The organism is Salinicola sp. NYA28a, from assembly GCF_976982775.1.
This window is the reverse complement of record NZ_OZ334582.1, coordinates 2,801,042-2,817,787: the sequence shown is the minus strand read 5'-3', so window position 1 is coordinate 2,817,787 and position 16,746 is coordinate 2,801,042. Positions and strand designations below refer to the sequence as shown.

The 16,746-nt window shown below is 64.7% G+C and carries 12 protein-coding genes; 8 read left to right on the top strand and 4 right to left on the bottom strand.

Features of this window, described 5'->3' with window-relative positions; translation table 11 throughout:
- Nucleotides 1-61: 61 nt before the first annotated feature.
- The 3 genes from lpdA (at nt 62) to sucD (ending at nt 3,672) form a co-directional block, all read left to right on the top strand.
- Entirely contained in the window at nt 62-1,513 is a 1,452-nt protein-coding gene (lpdA, locus tag ACWHY3_RS12700; RefSeq protein WP_087719534.1) for a dihydrolipoyl dehydrogenase, read from the top strand.
- Nucleotides 1,514-1,633: 120 nt separating this feature from the next.
- The gene (gene sucC, locus ACWHY3_RS12695; protein ID WP_071233214.1) at nt 1,634-2,800 is read left to right on the top strand and encodes an ADP-forming succinate--CoA ligase subunit beta; all 1,167 of its coding nucleotides are present in this window, start codon (nt 1,634-1,636) and stop codon (nt 2,798-2,800) included.
- Nucleotides 2,800-3,672, top strand: coding sequence for a succinate--CoA ligase subunit alpha (gene sucD / locus ACWHY3_RS12690; RefSeq protein ID WP_087719535.1), 873 nt, complete (start codon nt 2,800-2,802; stop codon nt 3,670-3,672). Before sucC ends, sucD begins: the two co-directional genes overlap by 1 nt.
- Nucleotides 3,673-3,827: 155 nt before the next feature.
- Here the strand turns inward: sucD and ACWHY3_RS12685 are convergent, their stop codons facing one another.
- From ACWHY3_RS12685 to ACWHY3_RS12670, 4 genes are all read right to left on the bottom strand, one after another.
- Nucleotides 3,828-4,835, bottom strand: coding sequence for a lysylphosphatidylglycerol synthase transmembrane domain-containing protein (locus tag ACWHY3_RS12685; RefSeq protein ID WP_448126674.1), 1,008 nt, complete (start codon nt 4,833-4,835; stop codon nt 3,828-3,830).
- A complete protein-coding gene (locus ACWHY3_RS12680) occupies nt 4,832-5,647 on the bottom strand; it encodes a DUF2334 domain-containing protein (protein ID WP_087719537.1) in 816 nt (271 codons plus the stop codon). Before ACWHY3_RS12680 ends, ACWHY3_RS12685 begins: the two co-directional genes overlap by 4 nt.
- On the bottom strand, nt 5,640-6,773 hold the full coding sequence (locus ACWHY3_RS12675; RefSeq protein WP_087719538.1) for a glycosyltransferase family 4 protein: 1,134 nt from the start codon (nt 6,771-6,773) through the stop codon (nt 5,640-5,642). Before ACWHY3_RS12675 ends, ACWHY3_RS12680 begins: the two co-directional genes overlap by 8 nt.
- 171 nt (nt 6,774-6,944) lie before the next feature.
- Nucleotides 6,945-8,885 (bottom strand): exoribonuclease II, encoded by a 1,941-nt coding sequence (locus ACWHY3_RS12670; RefSeq protein ID WP_087719539.1) that lies wholly within the window; start codon nt 8,883-8,885, stop codon nt 6,945-6,947.
- Nucleotides 8,886-9,128: 243 nt separating this feature from the next.
- Here ACWHY3_RS12670 and ACWHY3_RS12665 point away from each other — a divergent pair, with 243 nt between their 5' ends.
- The 5 genes from ACWHY3_RS12665 to nagE all read left to right on the top strand — a co-directional run bounded on the left by ACWHY3_RS12665 (nt 9,129) and on the right by nagE (nt 16,653).
- Nucleotides 9,129-9,863 (top strand): GntR family transcriptional regulator, encoded by a 735-nt coding sequence (locus ACWHY3_RS12665; RefSeq protein WP_087719540.1) that lies wholly within the window; start codon nt 9,129-9,131, stop codon nt 9,861-9,863.
- A gap of 62 nt (nt 9,864-9,925) precedes the next feature.
- Nucleotides 9,926-11,086 (top strand): N-acetylglucosamine-6-phosphate deacetylase, encoded by a 1,161-nt coding sequence (gene nagA, locus ACWHY3_RS12660; protein WP_087719541.1) that lies wholly within the window; start codon nt 9,926-9,928, stop codon nt 11,084-11,086.
- Entirely contained in the window at nt 11,086-12,105 is a 1,020-nt protein-coding gene (locus ACWHY3_RS12655; RefSeq protein WP_448126673.1) for an SIS domain-containing protein, read from the top strand. The genes nagA and ACWHY3_RS12655 overlap by 1 nt, the downstream gene beginning before the upstream one ends.
- Nucleotides 12,106-12,212: 107 nt before the next feature.
- Complete coding sequence (gene ptsP / locus ACWHY3_RS12650) at nt 12,213-14,963, top strand: phosphoenolpyruvate--protein phosphotransferase (protein WP_448126672.1); 2,751 nt, start codon at nt 12,213-12,215, stop codon at nt 14,961-14,963.
- 10 nt (nt 14,964-14,973) lie between these two features.
- Nucleotides 14,974-16,653, top strand: coding sequence for an N-acetylglucosamine-specific PTS transporter subunit IIBC (nagE, locus tag ACWHY3_RS12645; protein WP_448126671.1), 1,680 nt, complete (start codon nt 14,974-14,976; stop codon nt 16,651-16,653).
- Nucleotides 16,654-16,746 lie beyond the last annotated feature (93 nt).

The following is a 16,746-nucleotide window of genomic DNA, read 5'->3' as shown; positions in this document are numbered from 1 at the left end:
GGACTTTCGATTCGCCGGGTTCGCCCGGCGAATGGCAAACGAAGCGAACAGGAAATATCTCATGGCCGATAAATTCGATGTGATCGTCATTGGCGCGGGCCCTGGAGGCTACGTCGCCGCGATCCACGCCGCTCAGCTGGGTCTCAAGACGGCCTGCGTCGAGAAGTGGGTCAACAAGGAAGGCAAGACGGTCCACGGTGGTACCTGTTTGAACGTGGGTTGTATCCCCTCCAAGGCGTTGCTGGAGACCTCGCACAAGTTCGTCGAGACTCGCGACCATTACGCCGAGATCGGCATCAACGTCGGTGACATTTCCACCGACGTGAAGAAGATGCTGGAGTTCAAGAACAGCGTCATCGCCAAGAATACCGGCGGTATCAGCATGCTGTTCAAATCGAACGGCGTCACCGCGCTGGAAGGCACCGGCAAGCTGCTCGACGGGAAGAAGGTCGAAGTGACCGGCCACGACGGCAAGACCGAAACCTACGAGGCCGAGAATGTCATCATCGCCTCCGGTTCGGTGCCGGTGAACATTCCGCCGGCACCGATGACCGACGATGTCATCGTCGACTCAGCCGGTGCGCTGGAGTTCACCGAAGCACCCAAGCGTCTGGGTGTCATCGGCGCCGGTGTCATCGGCCTCGAACTGGGCAGCGTGTGGAATCGCCTGGGTAGTGAAGTCACCGTGCTCGAAGCGCTGGATACGTTCCTGCCGATGGTCGATCAGGCGATCGCCAAGGATGCCCAGAAGCTGTTCAAGAAGCAGGGTCTGGACATCAAGATGGGCGCGCGGGTGACCGGCTCCGAGATCAAGGGCAAGGGCAAGTCCCGCGAAGTCGTGGTCAAGTACACCGACAGCGAAGGCGAGCAGGAGCAGACCTTCGACAAGCTGATCGTCTGTGTCGGGCGCAAGCCTTACACCGAAAATCTGCTCGATGACGCTGCCGGTATCAAGCTCGACGAGCGTGGCTTCATCTTCGTCGATGACCAGTGCCGTACCAACGTCTCCGGCGTCTACGCCATCGGTGACGTGGTCCGTGGTCCGATGCTGGCCCACAAGGCGTCCGAAGAGGGCGTCATGGTGGCGGACATCATCGCCGGGCAGAAGCCGGAGATGAATTACGATGCCATCCCCAGCGTCATCTACACTGCCCCGGAAGTGGCATGGGTGGGTATCAACGAGCAGCAGGCCAAGGAGCAGGGTATCGAGGTCAAGACCGGTGCCTTCCCGTTCTCGGCCAGTGGCCGCGCGCTCGCCAACAACGCACCGGAAGGCATGGTCAAGGTGATCGCCGATGCCGAAACCGATCGCGTGCTCGGCGTCCATATCCTGGGACAGCACGCCGGCGAGTTGATCGCCCAGGGCGTGATCGCCATGGAATTCGGCTCCAGCGCCGAAGATCTGGCGCTGACCTGCTTCGCGCACCCGACTCTGTCGGAAGCCGTGCACGAGGCGGCGCTGGCCGTCGATGGACACGCCATTCACATGGCCAACCGCAAGAAGCGCAAGTAAGTCTTTCCTTTCGCGTTTCCTGCACTAGGTGCCATTCCCTGTCGGAATGGCACGGGGGCAACGAGCCGATGTCTCGGCTCGTTGCCATTCGAGTCACATGCAACCTAATGGCATGAATCGATGAACCTTCACGAGTATCAGGGCAAACAGCTGTTTGCCGATTACGGTCTTCCAGTGTCCAAGGGTTTCGCCGTCGACACGCCGGATGAAGCCGCACAGGCCTGCAAGAAAATCGGTGGCGACAAGTGGGTCGTCAAGGCACAGGTTCACGCGGGCGGCCGCGGCAAGGCTGGTGGCGTCAAGCTGGTCGATAGCCCGGAAGCCGCCAAGGCGTTCGCCGAGCAGTGGCTGGGCAAGAATCTGGTGACCTATCAGACCGACGAGAAAGGTCAGCCGGTTGCCAAGATCCTGGTCGAGAACTGCACCGATATCGCCAGCGAGCTGTATCTGGGCGCCGTCGTCGATCGCGCCACGCGTCGTGTCGTCTTCATGGCCTCCACCGAAGGCGGTGTCGAGATCGAGAAAGTCGCCGAGGAAACCCCCGAGAAGATCCTCAAGGCCGAAATCGATCCGCTGGTCGGCGCACAGCCGTATCAGGCGCGTGAACTGGCTTTCCAGCTGGGCCTGAACAAGGACCAGATCAAGCAGTTCACCAAGATCTTCCTGGGTCTCTCCAAGCTGTTCCACGACAAGGATCTGGCGCTGCTGGAGATCAACCCGCTGGTGATCACCGACGAAGGCAACCTCCACTGCCTCGACGCCAAGATCAACCTCGACGCCAACGCCCTGTATCGTCACCCCGACCTGCAGGCGATGCGTGATCCGTCGCAGGAAGACGAGCGCGAAGCGCATGCCCAGGAGTGGGAGCTCAACTACGTTGCGCTCGACGGTAACATCGGCTGCATGGTCAACGGCGCTGGCCTGGCCATGGGCACCATGGATATCGTCAACCTCAACGGCGGCAGCCCGGCCAACTTCCTCGACGTTGGCGGCGGCGCGACCAAGGAGCGTGTGGCGGAAGCGTTCAAGATCATCCTCTCCGATACCAACGTCAAGGCCGTGCTGGTCAACATCTTCGGCGGTATCGTGCGTTGCGACATGATCGCGGAAGGTATCATCGGTGCCGTCGAGCAGGTTGGCGTCAACGTGCCGGTCGTGGTGCGTCTGGAAGGTAACAACGCCGAGCTGGGTGCCGAGAAACTGGCGTCCAGCGGACTCAACATCATCGCTGCTACCAGCCTGACTGACGCGGCTCAGCAGGTCGTCAAAGCGGCGGAGGGCAAGTAATGAGTATCTTGATCGACAAGAACACCAAGGTCATCTGCCAGGGCTTCACTGGCGGCCAGGGGACCTTCCACTCCGAGCAGGCGATCGCCTACGGCACCAACATGGTGGGTGGCGTCACGCCGGGCAAGGGCGGCCAGGAGCATCTGGGCCTGCCGGTGTTCAACACCGTCAAGGAAGCGGTCGAGAAGACCGGTGCGGAAGCCTCCGTCATCTACGTGCCGGCCCCGTTCTGCAAGGATTCGATCCTCGAAGCCGCGAATGCCGGCATCAAGCTGATCGTCTGCATCACCGAAGGCATCCCGACGCTCGACATGCTGGACGTCAAGGTCAAGTGCGACGAGCTGGGCGTTCGCCTGATCGGCCCGAACTGCCCGGGCGTGATCACGCCGGGCGAGACCAAGATCGGCATCATGCCGGGTCACATCCACAAGCCGGGCCGCGTCGGTATCGTGTCGCGCTCCGGTACCCTGACCTATGAAGCGGTCAAGCAGACCACTGACCACGGCTTCGGTCAGTCCACCTGCGTGGGCATCGGCGGCGACCCGATCCCGGGCTCCAACTTCATCGACATCCTCGAGATGTTCGAGAAGGATCCGCAGACCGAAGCGATCGTCATGATCGGCGAGATCGGCGGCACCGCCGAAGAAGAAGCCGCGGCCTACATCAAGGCCAACGTCTCCAAGCCGGTAGTTTCCTACATTGCGGGCGTTACCGCGCCTCCGGGCAAGCGCATGGGTCACGCCGGTGCGATCATCTCCGGTGGTAAAGGCACTGCGGACGAAAAGTTCGCTGCGCTGGAAGACGCTGGCGTCAAGACCGTACGTTCGCTCGCCGAAATCGGTGATGCACTGAAGGCGGCTACTGGCTGGTAAGCCGTGAGCTGACCGCTCGAGACAATACGTCTCTGTCATCGCCCCGTCAGGCCTGCCTGACGGGGCGATTGCATTTGCGTGCTCCGTGAACTGCGTTATGCGATGTGTCGGTATCAGCGCTTGATGTATCGGTATCAGCGCTTGATATATCGGTATCAGCGCTTATCGGAGGCTTTGCGCTTGTTCATCATCCGCAGGAACGCCTTGCCGGCGGTGGCGATGAATATCGGAAATCCGGCCAGCAGATAGAAATAGTAGGTGACGAAACGCCAGATCAGTACGGCAGCAGCGGCACTCTGCGCGCCGATCAGTGGCGTCAGCAGCGCGGACGATGTCAGCTCGGCGCCGCCCGCGCCACCCGGCAGGAAGCTCAGCTGACCTGCGGCCATCGATACCATCTGGACCAGGAAAGTCCACGCCCAGTCGATATGCTGCCCCAGCCCCTGAACGACCAGATAGAGAATGCTGTAACGGATCAGCCAGTGCGCGCAGCAGAGCAGGAAGACGCCCAGCAGCAGCCAGCGCGGCAGACGCAGGGTTTCCATCAGGGAGTTGCGAAAGTGCAGCAACCGGCGGGCGAAGCCGAAGCGTGAGCGCCGCTTGACGTTGAGCCTGGCCAGCCAGCGACCGGTGACGTGCATGACGCGGGCGTAGTTGTTGAGCGTGAGCCACAGCAGCGCCAGTGCCGTGACCAGCAGCAAGGTCGGCAGCCCCACCAGCCAGCCGAGTTTGAGATCGACCGCCTCGATCAGTACATAAATGGCGACACCTACCAGGCCGGACAGGAAGAACAGCAGGTCGGTCAGTTGATCGACGGCGAAAATGGCGGAGGCCTGGGCCGGCCGAATGCCTCGTCGGGCCAGCAGGCCGAGCAGAGTCAGTGGCCCTCCGGTACCACCTGGCGTGGCGCAGATCGCAAACTCGGTGGCCATGACGATCGAAAAGGCGCGGGTCTGGGACAGCTTCCCGGCGCGACCCGCCAGCAACAACCTCAGACGTAGGGCGTTGAGATTCCAGCAGACGAAGATCATGCCCAGCATCATCAGCAGTTGCGAGGTAGGAAAGCCCCGCAGTTCGGTGACGATGCCGCGCCCACCGATCAGGATCGGTATCGCCAGCGCCGCCACCAGACCCAGCGCCAGTAGCCACAGGATACGCTTCATGCCGCGGGGCGATCCTTGTTCGCCCGATTGGCGAGATTGCCGGGGGCGAGGTCAGGAGCTTCATGGGCCAGCCAGTCCTGCTTGGTCACCGGCTGTCGTCCCTGTCGGAGCAGGTGTTCGACGAAATGCAGCCAGTAGTCGTACGAAGGGCGATGGCGCATGTCCACCGGATGCAGCGCCAGGCGTAACAGTTGGGCGTGCTGAAAGCGGCGATACTGAATGGCGCTGACCACTCTCGACATGCCGCGCCGCCACGCACTGCGCGCGCTCCATACGATGCTAGGCGCTTCCAGCGCGGAAAAGGCTGGCAGGCGATAGAGTCGTTGCGGGTCGCTGGTGTAGGTGAATGGCCGTTCCTGCAGCGCCTCGCGGGTGCCCTGGCTCATCAGCCAGGCCGGGGCCACGAAGCCGCCGTGAGGCCAGCCGCAGGCCTCGAATTGCGCCATGCCTTCGTCGAGCAGAGCGCCAGCGCGAGCGCGGTCCAGGGTGTAGAACTCACCTTCCCAGGTGTAGATCCGGCGCATATAGAAATCGCGCAGCGAGCGCGGCGCCGGGGCATCGTCCCGATGATAGTAGCCATGCAGTGTCAGCTCGTCGCCCAGCGCCAGACGGGTGTCGAGCACACGGCGCAGGGTGTCGCTGTCGCGACATTCGCCACGACCGTGGAAGTTGGGCACGACGAGCCAGGTGATGGGAATACGCCGGCCCAGGCGTTCACCGAGACGATCGATCGCCTCGACGAATCCACAATAGTCCGGCCAGGTTTCGGGGGCGATGTCGTGGAGCACCAGCGAAAAATGACGATCATCCATGCTGGGAACCCTGCTGGGCCTCTCCTGCGCCTTCGGTGGCACTGGTCAGCCGGCGGTAGTGGGAAAGCAGGCCGTCGATGACGATGTCCCAGTCGTGATTACGCTCCACGTATCGCCGGGCGCGACGACCGGCTTGCGCGGCATCGTGATTGGAAAACAGTTCCTTCACGGCGCGGGCCATGTCGGCCGGTATATGCGGCTCGCTCAATAATCCACAGCCCAGCGGCACGTTTTCGGCCAGCGCCCCCGCGCGTGCGGCGACCACGGGAATGCCGCTCGCCATCGCTTCCAGCGCGACCAGGCCGAACGTTTCCTGGGTACCGGCATGGACCAGCGCATCGCTCGATGCCAGCCAGCTCGCGACCTCTTCGGTCGGCGTGTAGCGGTCGATCACGCTGACATTGTCGGGGACGCGGCTAGGCATGCTCGGGCCGACCAGCAGCAAGTGATAGCCCTTGCCGAGCAGGCGCGCGGTTTCCAGCAGGTCGTGAAGGTTCTTCTCGCGAGAGCCGCGACCAACGAAGATCAGCAGTTTCGTATCGTCGTCGAGATCGAGCTGCTGACGCAGCGCCGGGTTCCGGCGACTGGGATGGAATGTCTCCAGGTCGACGCCCAGCGGCTGAATGGCGACCTGTTCGATGCCGAGACGGGTCAGTCGCTCCGCCATCACGCGGCTTGGCGCGAGTACCTGGTCGAACCGCCGGTAGAGCTGGTAGACATAGCGCTCCACCAGCTTGTCGATACCGCTGCCCATGCGATTGCTGATCAACCGCGGCAGGTCGGAATGATAGAAACCGACGACGGGGATATCGAGCTTGCGTCCGGCCCGCACCGCGGCCCAGCCGGTCACGTAGGGATCGCCGGCTTCGATGATATCCGGTGACAGACGAACGAGCTCACGCTCCCAGCCGCGACGGCGAAGCGGAAATCGATAACCCTGGCTGAACGGCAACGGCGGTGACGGAACTTCATGAATGCCGTTGTGAGTAAAGAGCTGGGATCCGGGTATCAGTAGACTGCAGGTAATGCCCGGTCGCTTGGCAAGGCGCCGATGCTTGGCATCGAGGTAAGTACGAACCCCGCCACTGGCGGGGGCATAGAACATCGTAACGTCGGCAATGTGCAACGAGCCGCTCCTCTAAAAGGCTTTCCCTGTCAGAACGTTCCTGTCGATAAAGCACATTCCGGAGAATGGCGATGACTACATTGCAGTATATCGGGTTACTGCCACAGGGCGTTCACACCATAGTGGTAGCCTGATAGCCCCGTTACCGGCGCTATCAGGCCGTTACCACGCTCATTCGGTGGGAGTGGCCACCAGCGAGCGTGTTGCTTCACGCGCTTCGACCAGCTTGACGCGCAGGGTACCGCCGAGCGCATAGCGAGGCTCGCCAGCGACCTGGATGCGGCCTTCCTTGTCGTCGATCACGACCTGATTGCGGTCGCTGTGAATCAACGGTGCCGGCACGAAGGCGGTGGCACCGTTGGCGGTCAGGCGAACCCGCATGCCGCCTCGGCGGATGTCGATGATATCGGCATCGAATACATCGCCTTGCTCGATGGCGGTAGCCAGATAGCGCACGTAAAGCCAGTCTTTGACGTCGCGTTCGGCCATTCGGTTCAGTCGACGGCGCTCGGTCAATTGTTCGGTCAACTGCTGGCTGGCTTCCGCCGGGGCTGCCTCGGCCTTCAGTACCCGCTTGATCAAGCGGTGATTGACCATATCGCCGTACTTGCGGATCGGCGATGTCCAGGTCGCGTAGGCGGAAAGCCCCAGGCCAAAATGCGGTCCCGGTCGTGCCGACATGTTGGTGTAGCCCTGGAAGCGCCGCAGGCGCGCGTCCAGCCAGGCGTCTTCTCGCAGGTCCAGCGCCCGGCGCAACTCGCGATAGCGGGGGAGCTCGGCGAGCTGCTCGCGCTCTACCGGGATCTCCTGGGCGGTCAGGAACTCCAGCGCCTGATCGATCTTTTCCGGTTCGAAAGCGTGGTGCACGTTGAAGATGCCGTGTCCCACTTCCTTGGCCAGCAGATCGGCGCAGCAGGCATTGGCGACGATCATCGCCTCCTCGATCATGCGCTGGGCAATGCGGCGCTCCTCGACGCGGATGCCCAGCACGTTGCCGGCATCGTCGAGGTCGAACACGTAGTCGGGACGATCCTTGAACACCAGCGTGTTGGCTTCGCGCCAGGCGGCACGAGCGCGAGAGAGCTCGGCCAGTGCCTTGAGCTGCTCGGCGATCGCTGCTGCCGGCGCCTCGGTGCCTGCCTTGTCTTCCAGCCAGTCGGAGACGTTGTCGTAGACCAGGCGAGCCTGGGAGCGGATCGTCGCGGCGAAGAAGCGGTACTCGCCCAGGGTGCCATCGCGACCGACCTGTAGCCGGCAGGCCAGTACCGGCCGCTCTACGTCCGGCTTCAGCGAGCACAGGTCATCGGCCAGCGCTTCCGGCAGCATGGTGATGTTCTGACCCGGCAGGTAGACCGTGAAGGCGCGCGTGCGTGCTTCCTTGTCCGCGGCGTGAGACTCGTCCACGTAGGCCGTCGGGTCGGCGATCGCCACAGTCAGCGCCCAGCCGTCATCGGTGGTTTCGATACGCAGCGCATCGTCCATGTCGCGCGTCTTCTCGCCATCGATGGTGAAGAACGGCTCGGCGGTGAGGTCTTCGCGCGTCAACCCTTCGTCTTTCAGCGGCCAGGCATCGGCCGCCGGCGGGCACTCCTGCTCCAGGGCATGGCGTGCCAGAGTGACGCGCCACGGCACGGCCGGATCTTCGCTCTTGACCACCACCTCGTCGATCTGGGTGAAGAAGGCGCGATCGTCCGGGCGCAACGGATGACGAATCAGGCGCGCCACGACCCAGTCGCCATCGGCGATGTCGGACTCTTCCAGCGAACGCTTGAGACGGGCCTTGAGCGACAGATTGATCGAGGGGTGGTCCGGCACCACGGCCAGGCGGCCGTCGCGCTTCTGCACCCGTGCGACGAAGCGATCCAGCGATGCCTCGAGCAGCGTCTCGGGGTCGGCCTGCTTCTTGTCGCCGTTCTCCTTGACGATCGCTTCGATGCGGTCGCCGTGGAGAACCTGCTTCATGGCGGGTGGTGGAATGAAATAGGAGGTGCCGTCTTCGGCTTCGAGGAAACCGAAGCCTTTGTCTGTCGCCTTGATGGTGCCCTGAACGCGCGGCGTGTTGGCGCGAATATCTTGCTTCAGCTGGGCCAGAAGAGAGTTGTTCTGCAGCATCGGTTCGGATCGGTCGGTGGACGAGAGCGACACTATACGGATTCCGCGTGGGGCACGCCAATCATGCGGTGGTCGACGGCTGCTCGTGGCGGGCCGTCGTATGGCAGGGTGTGGCAGGCGGTGGCATTCGACCAATGTCGGCAGTAGCCGAACTGGCAGATTGGTATTCGACTGGTTATGTTGGTGGTATTGAAGTGGTATTAACTACGAGCTCCACCACAGCGACACCGGAACCGACCTGCCATGGAACCCACGCTTTCTCGGCTGAAACTGGACGCTGCCCAGTCGACCCCGCTCTATCGCCAGCTGGCCCAGCAACTGGTCGAGGCGATCGAAGCGGGCGACTGGGAGACTGGCGAGGCATTGCCCTCGGAGCGAGTGCTGGCGGAATCGCTCAACATCTCCCGCATCACGGCCAGAAAGGCGCTGGATCGCCTGGTGGCGCTGGGGCTGATTCAGCGGACCCACGGCTCGGGCACTTTCATCGCCCCGCGTCTGAATCAGTCGCTGACACGATTGACCAGCTTTACCGAACTGCTGGTTCAGCGCGGTCATCGCCCCAGCTCGCGCTGGTTGAGCCGGCGCCTGGGCACGCCAACGGCGGAGGAGAGCCTGCGCCTCGGGCTGAGCGCGGACCACCAGGTCTCGCGGCTCAAGCGGCTGCGACTGGCGGATGACGTGGTCGTCGCGGTCGAGGAGAGCTGTCTGCCGAGCCATGTCCTGTCGGATCCCGAGAGCGTGACCCATTCGCTCTATCGCCGTCTCGAAGACCTGGGCACGCCGATCGTACGGGCCCTGCAGCACGTGTCGGCGGTCAACGCCGATGCCGAGCTGGCGCAACTGGCCCAGGTGCCGCCATCCCAGGCGCTGCTGATGATGACCCGGCTCGGCTATCTCGCCGACGGCCGGCCCGGCGAACTGACGGTGACTTATTGTCGCACCGACTATTACGACTTCATGGTGGAACTCACCCAATGATGGCAGCCCAGGAAAATGAATGAAGGAAATGACCCAGTGAGAGCGTTCGAGCAGGAGAGGACATGCTTTACGGCAACATTCTGACCCCGGCAGGGTGGCGGCTCGGCACGCTCGACTGGCGTGACGGGCGAATCGTCACCCTCGAGGGGGAGGCGGTCGATCCGGACGCCAATGATCATCCCCGCCTGCTACCGGGATTCGTCGATCTGCATGTCCACGGCGGCGGCGGGGCGGACGCCATGGAAGGAGGCGATGCCGCCGCCACCATGGCACGTACCCATGTGCGCTTCGGGACCACCAGCCTGCTGGTCACCACCATGACCGCGCCGGTATCCGATATCCGTCAGGCGTTACGGGATATCGCTCGGCTGATCGACGAGTCGCCCGTTCAGGCCTCGCGACTGCTGGGCGTGCACCTCGAAGGGCCTTATCTCAACCCCGGCAAGCTGGGCGCCCAGCCGCCGTATGCCCACCCCGGCGTGATCGAGGAGGTCGAAGCCCTGATGGCGCTCGCCCCGATCCGGCTGCTGACGCTGGCACCGGAGCTGTCCGGCCATGCCGAGCTCATCCGCCTGCTACGCGAGCGCGGAGTGCGGGTGCAGATGGGGCATACCCTGGGCAGCTATGAAGAGGGCGTGGCCGGGCTGGCTCACGGCGCCCAGGGTTTCACTCATCTCTTCAATGCCATGACCGGGCTGCATCATCGCAAACCGGGAATGGTCGGCGCGGCGCTGGCGCATGCCGACTACGCCGAAATCATTCCCGATCTCCTGCACGTCCATCCCGGGGCGATTCTGACGGCCTTGCGCTGCATTCCTCACCTCTATGGCGTGACCGACTCCACCGCCGCGGCCGGCATGCCCGACGGCGAATATCGTCTCGGAGAGCAGCATGTCACCAAGTGCCTGGGCGGCGTGCGACTGGCCGATGGCACGTTGGCCGGCAGCACGCTGACCATGGATCAGGCGCTGCGCAATCTCCTCCAGATCGGCCTCGATCTGGACGACGCCTGTCGTCGGCTATCTCAGTATCCTGCCGATTTCCTCGGCGAGACCGACATCGGCCGGCTCGAGATCGGCTGCCGTGCCGATGTCGTGGTCATGAATGCTCGACTCGAGATCGATTCTGTCTATGTCGGGGGCGAGCTCGCTCACCAGGCATCGGCGACGTCACGAGAACAGACGACAACACGGGCGGCCGGCGCGCCGCGGGAGAGCCACTGATGTCACTGATGCTGGAAGAGGCGCAGAGCGCCCCGGAATGCCTGCGAGCCCAATGGCAGGCCAACGCTGGCACGCTGGCCGAGTTCGGCCAGATTCTGCGCGAGGCGGATCTGCATGGCGCGCTGACGGTGGCGCGTGGCAGTTCCGACCATGCCGCTGCCTATTTCGGCTATCTCGGCATGAAGCATCTCGGGCTGCCGGTGGCGTCGGTGCCGCCTTCGCTGACGACCGTTGCCAATGCGCCATGGCGTGTCCAGGGGCAACTGGCGGTGGCCATTTCGCAGTCCGGCGCCAGCCCCGATCTGGTCGCGACGCAGAAGGCGCTGGCCGCCGGCGGGGCGCGCAGCCTGGCGCTGATCAACACGCCCGACTCCCCGCTGGGGCACGCTTCCGAGCGAGAAATCGCCCTGCATGCGGGAGTCGAGAAGAGTGTCGCGGCAACCAAGAGTTATCTCGCCACGCTTGCCGCCTGCGCGCATCTGGTCGGCGCCTGGGTCGGTGACGAGGCGCTGCTGTCGGCACTGGAAGCGCTGCCGTCGAGACTCGAATCGGCAGCACGACAGGACTGGCAGCCGGCGATAGAGGCGCTGGTCGACGTCGACAGGCTGCTGGTGATCGGTCGCGGCGTGGGGCTCGCCATCGCTCAGGAAGCCGCGCTCAAGTTCAAGGAGACCTGTGCCATCCAGGCCGAGCCGTTCAGTGCCGCCGAGGTTCGCCATGGGCCGATGGCGCTGATCGGGCCGGGCTATCCGGTGCTGGTCTTTGCGCCGCCGGGGCCGGATCAACCCGGTATGCTGGAGTTGGCGAAATGGCTGGAGAGCATCGGCGCCAAGGTGCTGCTGGCGGCCGACGACAGTGTCGCCGAGCGTCATCTGCCGTTGATCGACGCCGGTCATGACGATCTGCAGCCGCTATCGGTGATCCAGAGCTTCTACGTGATGGCCGCGAAGCTGGCGGTGGCACGCGGTGGCGACCCGGATCAGCCGCGCCACCTGCAGAAGGTGACGCGCACGCTCTGAATCGCCAGCGGTTCGCTGGTCTCGGCTAGCCACTCGATACCGGGCGTTCGGCGCGTGCCGGATTGAAACAGGATCGAAATCGAAACAACAACAAGTCGGGAGTCTTCATGTCATCCACGTTACGGTTTCTCAGTGCCCCGATGCGCGGGGTCGTGGTCCCGCTGTCGGAAGTGCCCGACCCGGTCTTTGGCGAAGGCGTCATGGGGCCGGGTATCGCGATCGACCCGCTGGGGGAAACGTTGCACGCCCCCTGCAACGGCGAGGTCATCCAGTGCGCCCGGACCGCCCATGCGATCACGCTGCGAGACGATGGCAACCACGAATGGCTGCTGCACATCGGGCTCGATACCGTCGATCTGGGTGGCGAGGGGTTCGAGCTGCTGGTCTCGGCCGGCGAGCACGTCTCGGCCGGTGATCCGCTGTGCCGGTTCGACGCCGACCGGCTGGCGCAGCGCGCCACGGCGCTGGTCAGCCCCATCGTGCTGACCAACGGCGCCGAGATCCAGCTGGAAACGCTGGTCACGCCGGGAACGGTCGTCGAGATGGGCGAAGCGCTTCTCCGCTGGCAGGTAGCCGTCGAGGCAGCAAGCGCAGGTCACGACGACTCCGGACGCGAGGAAACCGCGCATGGCGAGGCAACGATCGCTTCGGCCAGCGGGTTGCATGCTCGTCCGGCGGCGCGGCTGCGAGCCATCGCCCAGGCGCATGCGGTCGAACTGACGCTGACGCGGGCTGGCGATGGCAGCGTCGGCGAACCCCCTGAGGACGAAACCGGCGCCAGCGCTGCCAGCCTGAGCGCTCTGCTCAACCTGGGGCTGGCTCGGGGGGATCGGGTGCGGATCATGGCGCGAGGGGCGAGCGCGCAGGCCGCTGTCGAGGCGGCGGTGGCGTTGCTCGAAGCGCCTGAAGCCGCTGATGATGGCGGCCAGAACGAGCCGCCTCAGACGCAGCCCGGCCGGCAGCAACGAGCATCGCCGGCAGCCGCCGAGTCCGTGCCTGGCGTTCTGACCGGTTTGGCCGCAAGCGCTGGTCTGGTGGTGGGGCCGCTGGTTCGCTACGCGGTCGCGCTACCGCATGTGCCTGACAAAGGGGAGGATCCCGAGCGGGAGCGCCAGGCGCTGTCGCAGGCCGTGGCCGATGCCGACGCCTCGCTGGCCCAGGCGATGGAAGACGCCCGGGCGCAGGGCCGAGAAGACGAGACGGAAATCTTCGAAGCCCACCGCGCCTGGCTGGACGATCCCGATCTGCGCGCAGCGGCCGAGGCGGAAATCGCCAGCGGGCACAGCGCCGGGCGGGCCTGGTTCCTGGCGCTGGAGCGCGAGATTGAACGCTTGCAGGCCGGCGACAATCCCTTGCTGGCGGCGCGGGCCGACGATCTGCGTGATCTGCAGCGCCGGGTCATGCAGCCTCTCGCGGCCGAGGCGACGACAACCGTTTCGGGGATCGACGGCGCGATTCTGGCGGCGCGAGAGCTCACGCCCTCGCAGTTCGTCGAGGTGGCGGATCGGATAGCCGGCCTGTGTCTGGCAGCCGGCGGCCTGACCTCCCACGTCTCGATCCTGGCGCGAGCGCGAGGCCTGCCATGCCTGGTGGCGATGGGCGAGGCGCTGCTGGAGGCGGACAGCGACAAGGCCTGCCTGGATGTCCGTCGCGATGGTCATCATGGCGTACTCGAGCTCGCGCCCGATGAAAGCCGCCTGGCGGCGGTCGACGCCGAACTGGCCGGTCAGCGGCGGCAGGCGGCAGCGGAGCGGGCGGCTGCTTTCGACCCGGTATCGACCCGAGACGGGCGGCACCTTCATGTCGCGGCGAATATCGCCTCTCCCATGGAGGCGCGGGAGGCTGCCGGGGCGGGCGCCGGTGGCGTCGGGCTGATGCGCAGCGAATTCCTGTTTCTGGAGCGGCAGACCGCACCGACGCTGGCCGAACAGCAGGCCGAGTACCGCGCCGCCGTCGAGGCGATGGATGGCAAACCAGTCGTCATACGGTTGCTGGATATCGGCGCCGACAAGCAGCTTCCCTATCTCCAGCTATCGGCAACGCCCAACCCGGCGCTGGGTGAGCGGGGTGTCAGACTCTGGCAGACACATCCCGATCTCTTCGAGACACAGCTCGACGCGCTGCTCGAAGCGGGTCGCGGTCTGCCGCTTTGTGAAGACGGGCTGCCGTCACTGCGGCTGATGGTGCCGATGGTGGCCGATGTCGGCGAATTGCGCTGGGTGCGGGAGCGGCTCGTATCACGGGCGGCGGCGCTGGGCATCGAGCGGCTGCTGGCGCTGGGGGCGATGATCGAGGTGCCGAGCGCGGCGCTATGTGCGGCCAGTCTGGCTCACGAAGCCGATTTTCTCTCCATCGGCACCAACGACCTGACCCAGTACGCCCTGGCCATGGATCGCGAAGTGGCGTCGCTGGCGCTGCGCAACGATGTGCTCCATCCCGGAGTGCTGCGGCTCATCACGCTGTGTCTCGAAGGGGTGGCGGGCCAATGCCCGGTCGCTGTCTGCGGCGCGGCGGCGGGGGATCCGCTGGCGGGAGTCCTGCTCGCGGCGATGGGCGTCGACGAGCTCTCCGTCGAACCCGGCCGTATCGCCGCGGTCAAGGCCGCACTGCGTCGGCTGGACGCCGCTGCCCTGGCCAGCCGGCTCCCCTCGCTGTTGGCGCTGGAAGATGGCGCTGCGGTGAGACAGGCGCTGGGCGATCTGCCGAAAGCGGTTTTCGGTTCGGACGATGACGTGCCAGACGCTGGTGCCCAGGGTGTCGACGGCGTGTCCTCGAGCGACGGCGAGGCCAGGTCCGGCATCGGCAACGCGACAGCAAGAGATAACGCGACAAGAGATAACACGACAACAAGAGATTGAGGAGCGCGTCATGACCACGACCTTCGGTTCCCGGCTCATGGCCGGTCTGCAGAAACTCGGGCGCTCGCTGATGCTGCCCATCGCGGTATTGCCGGTGGCGGGCCTGCTGCTGCGCCTGGGCCAGCCCGATCTGCTCGATATCGCCTTCATCGCCAATGCCGGCAATGCGATCTTTTCCAACCTGGCGTTGATCTTCGCCATCGGCGTGGCGGTCGGTTTTGCCGACGACGACAACGGTGCCGCCGGACTGGCGGGGGTGATCGGCTACCTGGTACTCAACGCGGTACTGGAAACGCTGAATCCCGACATCAACATGGGGGTGCTTGCGGGGATCATCATCGGCAGTGTGGCCGGGTTGCTCTACAACCGTTACAAGGCGATCAAGCTGCCGGACTACCTGGCGTTCTTCGGCGGGCGGCGCTTCATTCCCATCGTCACCGGGCTTTCGGCGGTGGTGCTCGGCGGCATCTTCGGCTTGATCTGGCCGCCGGTCCAGCAGGGCATCGATCAACTGGGGCAGTGGCTGATCGACGCCGGCGATCTGGGGCTGTTCGTCTACGGCGTGCTCAACCGCATCCTGATCGTCACCGGCCTGCATCACGTGCTCAACAGCTTCGTGTGGTTCGTGTTCGGCAGCTTCGACGGCGCCACCGGCGATCTCAATCGCTTCTTTGCCGGTGACCCGAGTGCGGGGAGCTTCATGGCGGGCTTCTTCCCGGTGATGATGTTCGGCCTGCCCGCGGCCGCGCTGGCGATGTATCACGCTGCGCCCAAGTCTCGTCGCGCCCAGGTCGGCGGCTTGTTGCTGTCGCTGGCGCTGACTGCCTTTCTGACCGGAGTCACCGAGCCGATCGAGTTCTCGTTCATGTTCCTGGCGCCCGCACTGTATGCGATGCATGCGGTTCTCACCGGCATCTCGATGGCGCTGATGAACATGCTCGACGTCAAGCTGGGTTTCACCTTCTCGGCCGGGGCCTTCGACTATGCGCTCTCCTACGGTTTGTCGACCAACGGCTGGATGATGGTTCCGGTGGGGCTTTGCTACTTCGTGCTCTACTACGGCATCTTCCGCTGGGCCATCGTGCGCTTCGACCTGCCTACGCCGGGCCGCGAGCCGGAAACGGCAGAGGCTGCCGGCGCTCCGGTCGAGGCCGGCGAACGGGGCCCGGCGTTCGTGCGCGCCTTGGGCGGCGCGGCCAACCTGACCAGCGTGGGGGCCTGTACTACACGCCTGCGACTGGTACTGGTCGACGACAAGGCCATCGACGAGCCGGCGCTCAAGCAGCTCGGCGCGCGCGGCGTGTTGCATCTGCGCGGCGGTGGCCTCCAGGTGATCCTGGGGCCGATCGCCGATGGTGTCGCCGATGAGATTCGCGCGGCGATGCGGGATCACGGCAAGACGCCGGATGCGCCGGCGGCGGCGGAGAGTGATACGGCGCTGGACGATGCCGAGCTGGATACGGCTTCGCGGCAAGCGTGGCTGGCGGCGCTGGGCGGCGCGGAGAATATTCGCCTCGTCGCGGCCGTGGCAACGACCCGGCTGCGGGTGGAACTGGGGGACCGTGATCGTATCGATGAATCTGCGCTCCTGGCGCTGGGCACTGCCGGCATCCAGGAAATCGGCCATGGCGTCCTGCATCTGGTGATGGGGCGGCAGGCCGGCGCGGTGGCCAACAGTCTCAAGGCTTGAGCCGTTCCGACGAGATCGGTGGCATCGCCGAAACGTCGTTGCTGATATCTCGCTGCGAGCGTCGACGATCTGGCATCGTTGACGCTCTGCATT

What these genes read in the sequence shown, in the direction of transcription:
- ACWHY3_RS12680 (WP_087719537.1), bottom strand. Translation starts at nt 5,647, where the DNA reads ATGGATGATCGTCATTTTTCGCTGGTGCTCCACGACATCGCCCCCGAA.
- ptsP (WP_448126672.1), top strand. Translation starts at nt 12,213, where the DNA reads ATGTCATCCACGTTACGGTTTCTCAGTGCCCCGATGCGCGGGGTCGTG.
- lpdA (WP_087719534.1), top strand. Translation starts at nt 62, where the DNA reads ATGGCCGATAAATTCGATGTGATCGTCATTGGCGCGGGCCCTGGAGGC.
- nagA (WP_087719541.1), top strand. Translation starts at nt 9,926, where the DNA reads ATGCTTTACGGCAACATTCTGACCCCGGCAGGGTGGCGGCTCGGCACG.
- sucD (WP_087719535.1), top strand. Translation starts at nt 2,800, where the DNA reads ATGAGTATCTTGATCGACAAGAACACCAAGGTCATCTGCCAGGGCTTC.
- ACWHY3_RS12670 (WP_087719539.1), bottom strand. Translation starts at nt 8,885, where the DNA reads ATGCTGCAGAACAACTCTCTTCTGGCCCAGCTGAAGCAAGATATTCGC.
- nagE (WP_448126671.1), top strand. Translation starts at nt 14,974, where the DNA reads ATGACCACGACCTTCGGTTCCCGGCTCATGGCCGGTCTGCAGAAACTC.
- ACWHY3_RS12655 (WP_448126673.1), top strand. Translation starts at nt 11,086, where the DNA reads ATGTCACTGATGCTGGAAGAGGCGCAGAGCGCCCCGGAATGCCTGCGA.
- sucC (WP_071233214.1), top strand. Translation starts at nt 1,634, where the DNA reads ATGAACCTTCACGAGTATCAGGGCAAACAGCTGTTTGCCGATTACGGT.
- ACWHY3_RS12665 (WP_087719540.1), top strand. Translation starts at nt 9,129, where the DNA reads ATGGAACCCACGCTTTCTCGGCTGAAACTGGACGCTGCCCAGTCGACC.
- ACWHY3_RS12685 (WP_448126674.1), bottom strand. Translation starts at nt 4,835, where the DNA reads ATGAAGCGTATCCTGTGGCTACTGGCGCTGGGTCTGGTGGCGGCGCTG.